The 17186-nt window shown below is 40.7% G+C and carries 8 protein-coding genes and 1 tRNA gene; 1 reads left to right on the top strand and 8 read right to left on the bottom strand.

Translation table 11 applies throughout. The features are described from left to right. Positions 1–18: 18 nt before the first annotated feature. Positions 19–1869 (bottom strand): 2-oxoacid:acceptor oxidoreductase subunit alpha, encoded by a 1851-nt coding sequence (locus tag BQ8005_RS11125; protein ID WP_075318089.1) that lies wholly within the window; start codon positions 1867–1869, stop codon positions 19–21. A 160-nt stretch (positions 1870–2029) separates the two neighbouring features. Here BQ8005_RS11125 and BQ8005_RS11120 point away from each other — a divergent pair. Beyond that, positions 2030–2101 (top strand) — tRNA-Arg (locus BQ8005_RS11120). A gap of 106 nt (positions 2102–2207) precedes the next feature. On the opposite strand, the gene BQ8005_RS11115 is transcribed toward BQ8005_RS11120, so the two are convergent. From BQ8005_RS11115 to BQ8005_RS11085, 7 genes are all read right to left on the bottom strand, one after another. Next, positions 2208–4028, bottom strand: coding sequence for a rhamnogalacturonan lyase family protein (locus tag BQ8005_RS11115; RefSeq protein ID WP_075318088.1), 1821 nt, complete (start codon positions 4026–4028; stop codon positions 2208–2210). A gap of 56 nt (positions 4029–4084) precedes the next feature. Next, on the bottom strand, positions 4085–7795 hold the full coding sequence (locus tag BQ8005_RS11110; protein ID WP_075318087.1) for a DUF4450 domain-containing protein: 3711 nt from the start codon (positions 7793–7795) through the stop codon (positions 4085–4087). A 492-nt stretch (positions 7796–8287) separates the two neighbouring features. Further along, entirely contained in the window at positions 8288–10003 is a 1716-nt protein-coding gene (locus BQ8005_RS11105; RefSeq protein WP_075318086.1) for a M64 family metallopeptidase, read from the bottom strand. 93 nt (positions 10004–10096) lie between these two features. After that, positions 10097–10936, bottom strand: coding sequence for a hypothetical protein (locus tag BQ8005_RS11100; protein WP_075318085.1), 840 nt, complete (start codon positions 10934–10936; stop codon positions 10097–10099). Between the two features lie 28 nt (positions 10937–10964). After that, positions 10965–12461 (bottom strand): RagB/SusD family nutrient uptake outer membrane protein, encoded by a 1497-nt coding sequence (locus BQ8005_RS11095; protein ID WP_075318084.1) that lies wholly within the window; start codon positions 12459–12461, stop codon positions 10965–10967. 22 nt (positions 12462–12483) lie between these two features. After that, positions 12484–15288 (bottom strand): SusC/RagA family TonB-linked outer membrane protein, encoded by a 2805-nt coding sequence (locus BQ8005_RS11090; protein ID WP_075318083.1) that lies wholly within the window; start codon positions 15286–15288, stop codon positions 12484–12486. 174 nt (positions 15289–15462) lie between these two features. Next, positions 15463–16752, bottom strand: a complete 1290-nt coding sequence (locus BQ8005_RS11085; RefSeq protein ID WP_005815306.1) for an IS1380-like element IS612 family transposase — start codon at positions 16750–16752, stop codon at positions 15463–15465. Positions 16753–17186: the final 434 nt, after the last annotated feature.

Genomic DNA, 17186 nt, shown 5'->3' with positions numbered 1-17186 from the left:
ATTGTGTCCTCCTCGATTTTATTGGTTAATGATTTCGTTGAATGCCTTTACCAGTTCGGCTACGACGAAGGGTTGTCCTTTCACTTCGTTGAATTGGTAAGGAGTGAAATTGTTTACCTTCATACGCAGATAGGCGGCAAACTGTCCCAAGTTCTGTTCGGCTACCACTACTTTCTTGTAGCGTTTCAGTACCTCTTCTGTGTTCTTAGGTAGCGGGTTCAGGAAGCTGAAGTGCGCCAAGGCTACCTTTTTGCCGGCTTTGATCATTTCGTCCATAGCCGAATAGAGGTGTCCGTATGTACCGCCGAAACCTACGATAAGCAGGTCGGCATCGTCGGCACAACCTTGTACCTGAACGTCGGGCACGGGAATCTTGGCTACCTTCTCGGCGCGCAGGTGACACATCAGGTTATGGTTCTCCGGGTCGGTGGAGATGGCACCCGTATTACTGTCTTTTTCCAGACCACCCAGGATGTGCGTGTAGCCTTCTTGACCGGGGATAGCCCAATAGCGGACACCGGTTTCGGGATTGCGGCGGTAGGGTGTATAGTTGTCTTTCATGTCGGCGGGCGCATAAGGCGGGTTGATGGCCGGGTACTCGGCTAGCTTGGGTAACTTCCAGGCACCCGAGCCGTTGGCTACGTAGCCGTCGGTTAGCAACACGACGGGGGTCATGTGCTCCAGGGCAATCTTGCTGGCCATATAGGCGGCGTCGAAACAGTTGGTAGGCGATGTGGCTGCGATGACTGGCATGGGACTTTCACCGTTACGACCGAAGAGGGCTTGTAGCAGGTCGGTCTGTTCCGACTTGGTAGGCAGACCTGTGGAAGGACCGCCGCGCTGTACGTCGAGCACCACGAGCGGCAGCTCGGTGATGACAGCTAGGTTCATGGCTTCGGACTTCAGACATACACCGGGGCCTGAGGTGGAGGTTACGGCCAGTGCGCCGGCAAACGAGGCTCCAATGGCGGTGGCGCAGCCTGAAATTTCGTCTTCACACTGCACGGTCATTACGCCCAGTGACTTGTGCTTGGACAATTCGTGCAGCACATCCGTGGCTGGAGTAATGGGGTAGGAGCCGAGGAACAGTTTCAGTCCGGCTTTCTCGGCAGCGGCGATGAAGCCGTATGCTGTAGCCTTGTTGCCGGTGATGTCCATGTACCGTCCGGGTACCTTCACCTTGCTTTCGATGCGGCAAGTGGCATGTGCGATGGAGGCATGCGTGTTGTGTCCGTAGTCCCATCCGGCATGGATAACCTTGATATTAGCTTCGGCCACTTCGGGCTTTTTGCCGAACTTCTCGCGGATGAAGTCTTCGGCTATCTTGAGGTCACGGTCGAAAAGCCAGCATACTAGGCCGACGGCGAACATGTTACGGCATTTCAGGATGGATTTATTGTCCATTCCTGTGGAAGCCAAGCAGTCTTTCACCATCGTAGTGATAGAGGCGGCAATAACTTCTTGCTTGATACCCATCTCTTCGATAGGGTTTTCAGTTTGGAAGGCTGCTTTTTCAAGATCGGACTTCTGAAAAGCGTCGGTATCGATGATAATTGTACCGTTGGGTTTAACGAATTTATATTGTGTCTTCAGTGCGGCTGCGTTCATGGCCACCAGCACGTCACACTGGTCACCTGGCGTATATACCTTCTGTGCACCGATATGCACTTGAAAGCCTGAGACACCCGTTAGTGAACCTTGCGGTGCTCGAATATCTGCCGGATAGTCGGGAAAAGTACTGATGTCGTTTCCTACCGTAGCCGAAACTGTTGAAAAGATGTTGCCGGCGAGCTGCATTCCGTCGCCGGAGTCGCCGGAGAAGCGTACTACCACTTCGTCCAGGTCTTTGACCATCATGTCGTTTGCCATAACTTAGGATTTTCTTAGGTTAATTTTATGGATATGCGTTCAACGCAGTTCGCAAATGTCGGAAAGTTAATCGGATTAACAAAACTTTTTTCGGAAAATCGGCAGAAAGTATTATCTTTGTGGCCTATTCCTGCACACAGATGCAGGATTTTCATTTAAAGGCCTTGTAGTTCAACGGATAGAATAGAAGTTTCCTAAACTTTAGATAGGGGTTCGATTCCCCTCGGGGCTACGAAAGCAGAAGGAGATTCTAAAATTTAATTCTTTAGAGCCTTCTTCTGCTTTCTTTTTTAGGTCATCAAGGAATAAACTTGTTCCTTTAACAAGTTGTTGTCATACTATTCTCCTAAGTAATAAGAAGGTACGGGTGCTTGTGGATATCCCATGGAGCGTTGGCAAATATAGCTTCGATAGATAGGATCTTGCATGAGACATGTTCTTCTGTCTTTTGCAGGGATATTGGTCGAATAGATTCTGATTTCTCCAGGGAGAGACGTTACAATTTCCTCGCGCCAATCGCCGTATAAGTCACCTATCATTAAAATACTTCCTTCTATGTTATGGGTTAATGTCTCTCCCTTCCATTTGATTATATTGGATTGATTTTTGTGTTGACCGGATATGAAAGTTTCTCTTATCTTATCTGCATCCCACCATGCCCAGTTACGGCATCCTGGAATCTCTCCATTGACTTGAACATAGGTTCCATTTGCACTTAATAAATATTTGTCATTGCTTCCACCTTTGCGATCTTCGCTGGCAAAACATTCTAATCCGGGCATCGAGGAAGTTATATCTGCGACCATCCCATCGCCTACGTGGAAGGTCTTTCTGTTTATGTCCCAGATAGATTTACCGGTTTTAGCATCTACCATGCATACCCCTCTTCCATTGGTTTGCCATGGCTCTAAGCATAAAAAGACTTCTAATCCTGGTCTTGTAGGGTCTATATCTGTCAGATAGGCTTTATCGGGATGTCCTAGTCCAGTCGACCAAAGTAGAGTTCCATTATCATCAAGCATACAGGAACCAAGTAGAATTTCATCTTTTAAATCTCCATCAACATCTCCGCATACAATGCTGTGTGCCCCCATGCTTCGAACAATCGGGTTTTCTTCATCTCCATCCCATCTCCATTGTCTCTTTAATTTTTTCCCATCCCATTGCCAAGCATCTACTACCATTAGTTTATATGTTCCGCGACAAGCTAAAATAGAAGGAGTCTTTCCGTCCAAAAAGGCCATAGCCATTTGGTTTCTGTTTTGTCTGACCAGATTGCCGTAACGTTCATTGCGTTCTGGCCAATTTACTCTGGCTAATTCTTTGCCTGTCATACCATCCCAAATACTTAAATATTCTTCACCAGAATCAACTCTTCCTTCGGCATTGCGTGCAGCATTTTGGGGCGCGGTTTTGATGGCAATTTCTGCTTTTCCGTCGCCGTTGAAGTCATAAGCTATGAAGGGCGAGTACCAGATACCGGGTTCAATACCTAAACCTAAATCTTTACTCCATAGTTTCGTTCCGTCACTCAGATAGGCTTCAATTTGATAGGTAGTTTCGTTTTTGTCTCCTGGCATTCCAGGGTCAATATTACTGTCTGGAGTTCGTATGATGTAGTCGAACGTTCCGTCTCCGTTCAGATCTGCTACAGCTACTTTCCCTGCTTTAATATTAGGATTAATTTTTATAGATTTGTAGTTCGTTAGTTCGCTGAATTTTATACTGATTTGCGAACCTTCCAGTATGTTTTTGTTATCAATCTCTTTTATAGATCTTACTTCATAATGGACCTTTTCAGTAGATGGATGAAGATCGATAAAGTCGCATGTGTTTGATAGAGGATTTTGAGTCAGGCGAATACGTTTCCCATCTGTGTCTTTGTATACATGAAATTGTACATCATCTCCATCGCTTTCTAACAATCTCCAGCTCAAATATACTCCTTTACCATCAATCGTAGGAATGGCTGTAAGTCCTCGATTTAAATTCTCTTTAACTCTTTCTTTTGCAAATCCTACTACATCTGGCTTTTCCTGATGATTCGGTGAGAGAATCTCATAATAATAGGTTCGTTCACGCAAATCCTGTGCATGCATGACATTGAGATTAGCCATTGCAACCGTTCCTAAAAGAATTAATATGCCTTTTCTGTTCATATTTATTTGTTTATAAATTGTGATTTATTCTTCGTTTTCTGGATTTTAGAATAGTACTAATCTCTCACCAGTGTTACCGACATTAGTCCGATAATAACTTCGTTAGCTATCGTTTTCAGGTAAAGCCGATCTAATTCTTTATCAGAATCAAGTGGTAGGTCCAATAGAGTAGCCATTCCTCCTTCTATATAGATGGGATTGTTAGACATCTGTTTTTTAAGCTTTCCGGCATGATAGGTATCTATCTCACCTGTTTTCAGACGTATTCTGTATGGTCGTGGATCATTACTGTAGAATGCTGCGTTATCAATAAATATGTCCTGATCCAGTGGAAGTAGATTTTCAGGAAGTACCAGTTCCAATACGTTTTCAGTGCCATCTTTATATCGGACGGTTATGGTTCCGTTCAGACAATGGGATTGCATGTGATAAGTGGAAGCGGCTACCAATAGATAAGCCTTTGATGCTTTGCCATGCAATGCGATAGACAGTGAATCCGGATAATTGTCCCATAAGGTGGTGAAGGCTATGTTCTTTTTACCTTCAGTGGCAGAAGTCCTGAATGGAATTCCTTGAGGCATTATGAATATGCCATTTTTTACTTTTGAACGTAACCCCGTATCTTCTATTGGAGACAGGTCATTCGGGTGGCACCATTGTCCCATTCCTTGAGTTGGTACGCACAAAGTTGTATAGGGCCATCGTGGAGATTTATATTTCCCGTATGCGAATATATTATTGACTTCATCGTTAAAATATGCGTCCATACTTACTGTATCATATAAGGTTGATGCTGGATTCTGTAGATTCCAGTTTATAGCTTTCAGTGTATAGGTTTTGTCCGGAGTACTTATTGTGATTCGGTTTGTACCCATGGAAGCGATGGGCGTCTGATAAGTAAATGTCTGTTTACCACCGGCCGGGATGTTTACATTTTCTACGTTAGTCGTGTTGTTTATTTGCATATTTCCTTTGATTGCTTTTCCTGTATGGTTCACCAGCATGAATTTTAGAGAGTCGGAATCTGGGTTATTTATAATTTCCAGCGGTTGTAAGATATGTATATTAATAGGGATCCACCACGATAAGTCGTTTTCCCTATATTTTACAAAGAGCGTGCGATGGCCTTCTACTCCATTCGCTGTTCCTTGCAATCTGTTTTCGGATAGAGTTGCTTCTGTGAGAATATGTTGTGGGTCATACAATTCTACAGCATTTTCAATCCTGATATCCAAATGGTTACCTGAGGCTACTTCTGTCTGGATTTCTTGAGACGATTTATCACGTTTCCCTATCCAAGCAATTTCAATGTCATAGTTTTCTTTCACCCCTGCTTCTATAGCAATACGAGGGATCCCAATGCTTGGTTCCAATATTTGGTATCCAGTCTGTTTTCCATTAATTTTAATGTAGTCTATCTCGTTTCCACGTACTTCCACTTCCAGTATAAGATTTCCCTCAGTCTGTAATGTGGGCGTAAACTTATAGAAATCTTTGTACCCTTCGCGTTTGAAATCGTATTTCATATTCAAGGTCTCTAATGAAGCGTGGTTCCATTCTTGGGGGAATCCGGGGCGAATAACCAATCTTTTGTTCATGAGATCAGGAAGAATGCCGAACATTCCTTGGACAACAGCTCTGACACCCACAGCGACCGGATCTGCAAAATCTCTGTACATTTCTCCTCGTGCTGCGTCATAGTGTGATATTTGTGTGATGTTTCCAGGTCCCGATCCTAAATACATGGCATCCAAGATAGCTCCTTTGAACATTTTGAAAGCTTCCTCTGCACGTCCTGCCTGCCAGAAGCTATAAGCTGTGTGTACGATTTCACCAAAAGCTACATTATTGATGGACCACATATAAGGTTGCCAGTTGGTAGTACTTATTACGTAGTTGTTCGTGTCTTTAAGCCCGTTGGCTACGACTGGGATATGTGGAATGTAGTTGTCTACGTATCGTGTGGCCTGGTAAGCTTTGAAAGCATCATGTATGTCTGAATCAATAGAATGATAGATTGTCCATACGGCAGCGTTCTCATGCAACATTTGGTTTCCCATGTTATCCTTGAATTCGGCCCACCAGCCTTTTTCGGGAATCCATAGTGTCTTGTTAATGGCTTTTAGAATCTCTTCTGCTTCTTTTTTATAAGGAGTCGGATCTTCACCTAATTTTTCAGCAATCTTGGCAGCCATTTTATTAGATCTGTAATTGTATGCAGAGGAGTGTGTCACTTCTCCACCATTATACTGGAGAGCATCTGAAGCCCAAATACAGCAGTAAGCGTCATAAAGATGATCGTTATCCGGATCAAAGGTCTGCTTTTCCCATTGTAAATGTCGTTTAATGACAGGGAAAATTTTACGTGCATAGTTTAGATCGCCTGTCCAGTTTAAATGCCATAATAGTTCATCTATATACACCAGGTTCATATCATAATGATGCATTGCATCTGTGCGGTTGGGATTCCGGCAGATGTAACCGTTACTGTACATGGGCGTTCCCCATTTTTTTAACGAACGTGCTCCATGGAGTTCGTCGTCCTGTAAATGCGGCAGACTGACCGGAATATTGGTGATTTGAGCTGCGGCGTAACCGTCGAAGTGCATACGGGCTCGGTCGTGCATCCCTATTAGGTCTCCCAAATAGGCAGCTCTCCATCCAGTGAGTGGCATTCGCCATCCGATAGCTCCATGCAGGTAGCTTGGTGCTTCCCAAACAGCATCCTCTGCGCCGGCAAAGATTCCTCCTAATGTATTGATATAAGGGTCTGGTGTATTTATTTTCATTCTTCCCGCAATCTTTTCGCGAAAGTTTTGTGCCAACTTGAAATCTGTTGCAAGGTCAATCTTTCCTTTTATAGTCCGAGGATTTACCCATTCCATGTATTTGCATCCTTTTCCGATGGGGAGTGTTGCTATTGCTACTGGCTGTTCTGTGGCTTCAGATTCCAATAATTCGGTCAGATTGTCAATGGCTCCTCCGTCTGCCAGCCTGAATCTAACCTCTTCTGAGAATATGCCTTGTACTTGTTCGGCATCTTGAGTGATTTCTTTTGTTACTTTTAAGTCTTTCAGAGCTTCTTTATTTTCATAAGCTTCATCTTGCGACATGATTTGTTTTCCCTTTCCGTAGAAATTCGTGATTTGGCATCCTTCTATCTGGAATGAGTTTCCCTTGCAATTTTCTGGTTTAATATAAAAGCAATCTTTGGGATCTGCACCCAAATCTCCTTCTCGGGAAAAACGTTTGTTACTGGCACCACCATAAATGGCGATCAGTTTCACTCCTTTTGGTAAATTCTCTCCTTGGATGGATGCAATCATCCCATCTGCATTGCTGAGGGCTAACATATCGATCAAGATAGTTCCTTTTTGCAGATACTGTTTATCTTGTATGATGTAGCGACGTTCTCCAGACCTGAACCGTGTTTCAATACTACTCAGATCTTTCATCCATATCGTTGTGTCAGCAGTTTGTAGTGCCATATATATGCTACCGCCTAGTCGGGGCATGTAAAGTCCTATTTCGGGATAATCGCTGGTTTCGAAACGGAATCCTGTATTAGTTCCGTAAATAGCACGCGTAAATCGTTTGTCGCCATTCTTTCCGACGAAGTACTCTCCTTCGGGTTTGTATCGGAGTTGACGTTCTTGACCGTGCCAAAATGGTAGTGTTTCATTTGGCTGTTCTGTTGTACAAGAACTGTAAAGTATTAGCCCTGCCAATAATGGTAAGATTCCCTTTTTACAGATATTGATTTTCATGGTATCGAAAATGTGTTAGTGAAAGTATTGATTGCTTTGCGAAGATAGTACTTTCGTTCTGTTTGAGGAATGAATTATAGCAGGTGAATTTGTACGATTAAACTGAGAATGGTACACATATATGGATAATTGTACGGATGCCAGAAAAATGTTAAGTCAATAGAAGTGTAAAATACATTTTGTGTGTTTTAATTTTGCAGAATTTTGACTGACGAATACAAAGTTTATGTGTGATGATTAGTTATTGTTCTGAAGAGTAAAATATGAGGCGTTGTAATTGGAGATGATGATTATTATTCTAACTTTAATTTTTTATAAAAAACTTACTCAGGAGTACGTGAAGACATAAACCTGAGTAAGCATATAAAACTATAAATTAATGTGATGAATATATAGAGATTTTGTTATTAGATGCTTTTGATTTTTTTTTTTTGAGTAATTAGATGTTGATATTCTTTGTTTTAAGTTTGTCTCTTTTATGTTTTATAATTATCAGTAGGCGAAACGTATAGTCATATTGGTAAATACTGGTAAACTGAATGGACGAGTTGCTTCTTTGTAAGTAGCACGCGTGGTTGCTTCTGTTGGCATTGGGAGATGGGCCTGGTCGAATGCTACAAATTCTTCATAATTGTATTCCCATTCTTTTCCATATGCTGTGCTCATCACACGCTTGTAGATTGCCTCACGTGAAGGAGCATTGAAGCCATGCATATTGCTTCGCATCATACTTTCATTGGTTGGTCTATAAGCACCGCTCCAATATGTGCAAGCTCCCTCATAGATGCCTAATGTTTCATCATAATTGTCTTTCCCCTGATAGCGTGAGTCTTTTAAAAATTTACTCCAGAGAACAGAATTCCGATCATTGGTGAAGTCTACGTTGGCTGCCCATCCTAGTTCCTGCATTTTTTGTGTCTCTGATATTTCTGAGGTTGGTATTTTTCCCATTTCTTGGTATGAATACTCGTCCAATAGTTTGCTGAAGCCATGTCCAATGCATTCATGACAAAGCACTCGACGGAACATGTCATCTTCCATTCCATAAATCATAGGACAATAGCCTATGGCAAGATTGATGGTTTGTATTCCATTATTAAAGCCGAAATAGCATGTCCCAGCATATTCTTCAGTATTGAGGATGACAATACAAGTCGCTTCATTAAATAAATTGGGATTTTCTTTTAATGTTGGCACATTCATCGCATATTCCATTACTCTTTCGTGATTTCCTTCTATCAAGGTACTTCCGTTTCCTTCCAACCAACAATTGAAAGCTGTACTATAGTTGTCTCCGAAAGCATTATTAGCTGATACAACATTAACATACCAGATGTCGAAATAATCACGCAAAGATTTTACCGGTTCTTCAGTGAAGAAATTTTCCATGCCTTTTTCCATGACTTGACGATAATAACCATTCTCTATCTCTTTATCGAGAAAACCATCACCCATAAATATTAAAGGTATCCCCAATCCTTGGCTATGCTGCTGAAGTTGAAAGACTTTTTTGTTTTGGCTATAATCGGTTGATATTCCAACATTAGCGGCCTCTTGGGTTATAGTAATGGGTTCTGATGTAGCCAATATTTCATTAGAGTTTTTTTCATCTATCCATTGTAGCCAAAATTGCCCTTTACGTTCTTTTCGTTCTTCATTAGGACTGATCGTTAATGTAACTACTCCTTCTTGTAAAGCTCGAGAATTTGATTTATCTTTTACTATAATCCAGTTTGGGCTGTCTTTAAATGCAACAACGAGATCCCCTGATTTAAGATTAGTTGTATATTGTATATTAATATCTTCCCCTTTATTAGAAACTGTATAATTGGTTTGCTTGGTTCTTAATAAAGGATCTGTTAATTGGCGTATATTTATTTCGCGGGTAAGGTTGCCAGATTCAAGGGTTAATATCGCAATTCGTTCTTCACCAGTATCATTACTGCCGTTGGCTAAGATACGTAAGCTGTTTTCACCAGTTTCTCCTTCCAAAGAAGATAGTACTATCCATTTTTCATTGCAGTGTGCTTGCCAAGGTAAAGTAGATGTAAATTTAATGATGAGTTGTGAATTGGCTTCGGCTCCTATTACCCATTCCGCTTCAGGGGTTTGGATATTTAATGTTGGAGTTATTTTTTCCTCACTTGAGCAAGCAGATAAAACGATTAATAACCATATGGTTGGCAAGAAAAATGCTATTTTTTTCATGTGTATAAAGATTAAGAATGAAAAAAAGGCTGTATCAGAGAGAATTTATAACCTCTTTCTGAAAGCAGCCTTCTTTATAATTTTATTAAGAGATTAATTCGATTTAGTCAATATGCAGTCTGTCCATTGGAACCATACAGAACCACTAAACGAACCATTTACCATAATAGCACCTGCTAAACCTGCTTCCAGTGTTATGGTATCAAAAGTGTCATTCCACATGCCTGGAATATTTTGCCAATACAGACCGTCGGCAAGAAGAGCAAGATAAATATCTGCAACACCGATAGGATCTCCAAAATTTAAACCGGATGCTATGGCTTCTTTTGCTATGATTTCTATACCGGTCGCAGAATAATTCATTCGGAATTTACAATCTATTCCTTGATAATTCATGACACAATCATAGCCAGTCCCTTCTGCATTTGCAGCGATGCTTACAGGTATGCTACCTGCTGCTCCAGAAGCATTCATAACCCAATTCCCGATTAACTTATCATAAGCATCAACAGCCTCTTCTAAGTTGATCTTGCAAGTTGATGTACGTACTGTCGCTCCTTGAGCAGATTCGATTTCCAGTGTAAAAGAACGATTAAAATCATCTTCTTTTGTATAGACTGATAAATTGATTTCCGCATTTATTGTAGAAACATTTGCAGGTAATTTGAGATCTCCAGATGTCAAAATAATATTTTTATCTATTTCTACATTAGTCCCTTGAGCATCTTTAACTATGACATTTACTTTGATTAGTCCGGTATGATCTCCTTCCACTGTAATGGGAACATTGAGGGAAGTTGTATTTTCCTTTATTGTTATTTCCGGAGTGGCAAAACCAACGGTTGCATTGCCTACATTAAATTCATCATCATCGCTACAAGCACTGAGACATAATGGTAAGGCCAACAATGCTAATAATTTAAGATATTTCATAATTTGTCAGTTTTCAACATTATACTTATTAATAGCCTGGATTCTGTTGCTCTTTGATTTGAGGATTTGCCTCAATTTCACTTTGAGGAATAGCCCATATCCAACGAGGGTTATCAGCAGAAACGTTAATGCCTAGCCCCAATTGATAACTTAATGAAGCATCCTGTGGGTTCTGACGAGTAAATCCTTCACCGTAACGTTTTAGGTCTGTTAAACGGAATCCTTCACCCAATAACTCCCGCTCACGTTCTTGGCGAATTAGATTTTGTAATGCAGTACCTCTTACTTCATTTCTTATTGCAGATTGATCACGAGCAGATATCAATGTATATATCCAATTGTATGCTTTAGACTCGTTGTCTGTTCCACCTTTTTGGAAGCGTGCTTCGGCAGCTATTAAATACTGCTCCGCTATTCGGAAAATTTTTGGCTTGTTTACATAATTGTTGCTCCCTTCATACATATCTGGGTTACCTGGGTATTTGTTGAATACAACCATTGGATGGGTTACATTGCCTGAGAATACAACATTGTCAATAGCAAAATATGTTTGAAGGCGGATATCATTTTCACTATATGAATTAATGATGTCAGCAGATGGCAAGAATGATGGTTTGTGTGATATCTCATCTAAGAAATAGGAACCCATTGCTGGAGCTAACTGTAATTTGCTAGAATAAAGTTGGCAAATTACCTCGGTTGTAACATCGTTTAGCCACATAGCTTGAAAAGCTGCTCCATCATTAATCAACGGGTAACGATTGCTGTTAATTAAAGCTTCTGCTTTACTAATTGCAGTGTCATAATCTTTTGTTAATAATGCTATACGTGCCTCAAAAGCATCCAAAGCGTCAGTTGTCAGATATTCACTACTTTGAGTACCAGGCGCACTCAGGTTGGTGCGTGCATTCTGAATATCTTCTTTAATACGTTGATAGGTCTCTTCCAGTGTAGATCGGCCTGGATAAGTGGAGTTGTCCGCTGAAGGTGAGTACTTGGTAACCAAGGGTACACCGTATGTGTTTGCTGCTGTAGAAGCATCATAATTAGCACAATAACGGTCTGCCAAGGTAGCATAGGCATATGCGCGTACCATGTAGGCTTCTCCTTGAATGTTTTTAACTGTGGCTATCTCATCTGTATCTAAGCTTTCTCCATCAATTAATTTTTGAATACCATCAATTAGTAAGTTGCATTGGGCAATAGTCGTATAACTATTTCCCCACACTGTGCCGAATGATCCTTCAGATGGAGTTGCTTCCCAACTGTACAATGAACCAAACTGATTGCCAAAGTATTCTGCAGGGATAAATTCATCAGCTTGGAAATCTGAAGCTAAAGAATTTGTTGATTGAGATATAATACGTAAATCGCGATACATACCTGCACGCAATTTTTCGCAGTCACTTACTGATTGTATGGCATTATCTACAGGAATCGAATCATAAGGATATTTATCCATATCGCACGATGCCAATGTAGTCAATACCACCGATGTTAATATAATGTTCTTTACTATTTTCATAATTTGTACTTCTTTAATTATTTTAGAATTTCACCTCTACTCCAAACGAATATTGACGTGCGTTGGGATAATTACCCATTGCTATATTGTTATCGATTTCAGGATCAACACCAGAGAAATCAGTTACGGTAATCAGGTTTTTACCTGTTGCAAAAACTCTGACACCTTCAAAGAATTTAGTCTTTTTTAGCAGGTTAGAGGGTAAGTCATATGAGATCGTTAGATTCTTCAGACGAAGGAAAGCTGCATTCTCTAAGAAATAGTCTGTGTTTAGAAAATTCTGTCTATTTACATCATAGCGAGCTACATTGGTAATATCACCTGGCTTTTGCCACATTGTGAGCATTTTCTTATCCATATTTACAACGCTCATATTAGCAGGCTCTTCCATAAAGAAACGGTCATTATTGATAATGTAGCGTTCGCCGACCCAGCTAAAATCGGCCATTAATGTCAGTCCTTTCCAGCTAAGAGTCGTTCCAAAACCACCACTCCAGTTAGCGTCCATATTTTTGCCAACAAATTGCATATATTCCATGCTGAAGTTTTTCGTGATGTTGCCATTTAAATCATAATACATTGGCAAACCATCTCTAGGATCAACACCAGCCATTTTTACAGCATAGTATTCATAGGGGTTATGTCCAATTTGATATTTTAATCCGGACTCAGGGAATGCCAGTTCATCAATACCATTGAAAAGCTTGTCTATTTTTGTCGTATTATAGCTGAAATTGGCATAGACATTCCATTTCCAGTCATTGGTATTCAAAATGTCCACGCGTAGGTCTATATCCATACCTTTATTGGTTAGCTCTCCAACATTGCCCATACCGCTTGAGTGACCAGTTGTGTATGAAAAAGGAATATCCATTAACATGTTCGTGGTTTTCTTATTGTAGAGTTCAACACTTAAATCAACTCGATCAAAAACTCTAGTTGAAACTCCAACAGATAAATTTTGCAATTCTTCCCAAGTTAGGTCATTATTTCCTACAGTGCCTATTACCCAGCCACTATCGTCTTTGTAGTTATAGCTACTACCACCTGCAACAAGGCCTAATGAAGCATAGTTCTTAATCTCAGAATTACCTGTTGTTCCGTAGCTGGCTTTCAGGCGCAAATCGTTCAACCATGTTATGTCTTCTAAAAATACTTCATTCTTTAGATTCCACATCGCACCAACAGAGAAGAAGCCAGCCCAGCGATGGTCTTTACTAAATCTAGAGGAACCGTCACGACGATATGAACCTTCTACATAATATTTTTCGTTATAGTTATACTCAGCTCGTCCAAAATAAGAATTGAATACATACTCAGAACGGCCTCCGGATACACTTCTTGAGTCTGTAGACGTATGTGACAACTGTGTCAAACGGTTGTCTTCTATTCCTTGACCAGAAGCTGAAAAATTATCTGCATTATAAGAAGTAGATTCCTGTCCTATCAATACAGTCATGTTATGTACATCTGCAAATGTGTGTTTATACTCTGCGGTATTGGTGAAAGTCCATCGAGTTCCACGTTGGAAATTTTCACTTACGCTTCCATTAAACTCATTATTTTCCCACGGTTTACTTAATCCTCTATACTTGTAATAAAATCCTTCATAGGCTTGTGCTGCCTTGATAGTTAATCCTTTAACTGGCGTAATTTCAAAATAAGTATTTAAATTTCCCATAACTTTTTCATTCTTATACGAAGAATTTTGGAACATCTTCATAGGGTTAGTGCTTCCGGTTGTGCTCATTTTCAGTAGATCCTCTCCGCGAGTCCAACTTCCATCTTCATTAAAGGTTACTTCATAAGGGAAATCATCTGGACGTCCCATTCGAGCTAAAATTAGCGGAGAATTGATATAAACCCCATCAGAGCCAGAAATAGCCATTGTTGTAACATAATCTGAGTAGGAAATAGCTGCATTTACACCAAATTTTAGCCAATTATTGACTTTGGTATTCAGATTAACACGGAAGTTTTCACGAGCCATATTGGATTGATATGATGTACCGTCTTGGTCAAAATGGCCAGCGCTAACAAAATAATTTGTATTACCCGTAGACCCGCTAATGCTGGCATCAACATTATATGTGGCTGCGTTTTGTCGCATAACGTAATCACTCCAGTCCATACTTAATCCCGCTTTCTCAAATTGCTGTTTACGTGCAATAAATTCCGCATTATTAGCTAAAGAGGGATCACACATCATCTGAAATTGCATGAATTCTTGAGCGTTCATTGCATTTTTAGCAAAATCTGGCAGTTCTGCAAAGCCGTACATACCACGTACATTAACTACAGCTTTTTCTCCACTTTTACCTCTTTTGGTGGTGATATAAATAACACCATTTGCAGCTCTAGCACCATATATAGATGTAGATGAGGCGTCTTTTAAAACAGTAACCGATTCAATATCATTTGGATTTAATGATGTAAAAACACCACTGGAAACTGGGGCGCCATCAAGAATGTATAAAGGGTCGGTTCCTGCTTTCAAAGAGGAACGTCCGCGAATACGCATTCTTGAACCTGATGCTGGTTCTCCGCTGGAAGTAAATACTTGCATACCAGCGACCTGTCCTTGTAATGCGTCTGCGAAGTTCATACTGGGTTTTGATTCCAGTTTTTGGTTGTTTACAGTTGAAACAGCTCCTACTACCGAACCAAGCTTCTTACCTGTACCATAACCTACAATTACAACTTCATCGAGCAATTCTGTATTAGGCTTTAAAATAACCTTTAAATTCGGAGCTATTGCAACTCTTTGTTCTTCCATACCAATGTAGGAAATTACCAAAGTCTTCGCGGAACTAAGAGAATATTTTATTTACCCTAAAATCCGCAACTATCATCCAATACACGATTAAGGGTAGATTTATGAGTCGTTAGTAGTAGCTTTCAGTAAAAAGCAACAGCACAACATCAATATGTAGCCAACATCCCCTTACCCCACGATGCGACTTGAGGAAATACGCAGATTCTAACCGGAAAGAAAGGATTCTTATCCGAATTCTGTTTTGAAGGGTTTTGCATAAGCGCGGTTCTCTGTGTAGATATTCAGCACGTATTGCCTTGCAGTCATGATCCACTTGGCAGGTACGGAGATGAATCTGAAGACAAAAGCCTTTATGCGACTCGTTTTCTTGAGCCCAAAAGCCTTGGTGTCAAGCCTGCTCATGATGGTCTTGTAGAAATTGTGTATCAATGCAGTAAGCAGAAGAAAGACAGTATTCTCCGCCATGAATGACTTGGGGAGCCTGCTCCAACCGAATCCGTTGTTCATGTCGTCAAAGATACGTTCCTTGCCGCCACGCAGATTGTAGAATTCAACAATGTCCCTTGTCGATGACTTGTAATCGTTGGTCAGAATACAACGGTAAGTGTATTCGCCTTCCCATAGGTCAAGGTCGCCACTGTTGCGTCTTTGTCTCTGGATGACAAGACGATAGCACTTGCCTTCCCATTTCTCAACGAGAATGGAATTGAGTTCGAACTGGATGCCGTTAATCTCCTCCGTCTTCCATCCTCTCAGAGCAAAGATGTCATTGTAGAGCGAACTGCATCGGTTGGCACGGATGTAGAAATGTTTGCAATGCTTCTCTATCTCACTGACGATTTCCTTCGAGCAGGAACCGCAGTCTGCCCTGAAGCGATTTACACGGATGTTCTGGGATTCCAGAAGAGCGAAGAATCTCTTATGGGTGTCTGCCTGATGAAAACGCACATTCGTGTTGCCATCGCTGTTCTCGATATAGACTATCTTGTCACCGATAACATATACGCCAGGCCTGTAGCCGAGGAACTTTTTGTAGGTCGGTTTTGCATCATACTTCTCCGTTTCAAGAAACTGATGGTCAAAGTCAACATCGTATTCCTCAATTTCCTTCAACTCGCCTGTAGAAACCAAAGCGTTTATAAGCAATGTGTTGAGTTTGTCTGCAGTATTGAAATCATAGGTCTTGCCTTGGTCGGAAGTATAGGAGATGTTTTCCTGTGTCAGTTCCTTGATGGCTCTGAGGATGGTATCAGAGCTGCATGTACGAAGGGTAGGATGATACGAGAGATGGCGCATCAGTTGTGACGTTACGTCTTCCACGCATGAGCCGCCACAGAAATAAACGCTCATCAGCGAACGGACTATCTCGCTGAACTGATATCCGATGATACTGCGGCATCTCTGACCCAGTGTTGAGTCGATAACGGGTGAAAGCATGGAGTCAAATTTCTCCATGATTGAAAAAATTCCTCCAAAAGGTGTGAGTTTCTCAGATTTTATTTGTACCTTTGCCATGCCTTGTTACGATTTTCGCTTGTTTTCTAATTGCAACACTAAGATAAGTGAAAAATCTGACACGGCAAAATCCTGGGCAACTTTTTGTTGCTCAGGTACTTAAAAAGTTATATTTATAATAGTGTTGCGGAATTAAGGTTTACTGATAATTAGAGGATTAATAAAATTGTTGTTTGCTAAAACCTACATTAATTATTGGCCGTAATGCATAAAAACGCCTCTCTCGAACATTAATAATACCATTTTTCTACTAAAAATTCATCATAAATATCTTATTTATAGACAAATAGATTGTACTCCATGTTTGTAAAGCTATGTAAGTTGTTACATAAGGATAAAAATGAAGATTACGACTTACGTAAAATTGTATGTTGCACTAATCTGCTATTAGTTTAATCACTAAAACATTTACAATACTTAAGAGTTATTTGTTT

Source organism: Bacteroides togonis (genome assembly GCF_900130135.1).
Lineage (GTDB): Bacteria > Bacteroidota > Bacteroidia > Bacteroidales > Bacteroidaceae > Bacteroides > Bacteroides pullorum.
The sequence above is the reverse complement of the archived record's forward strand: the minus strand, read 5'-3'. Positions and strand labels throughout refer to the sequence as shown.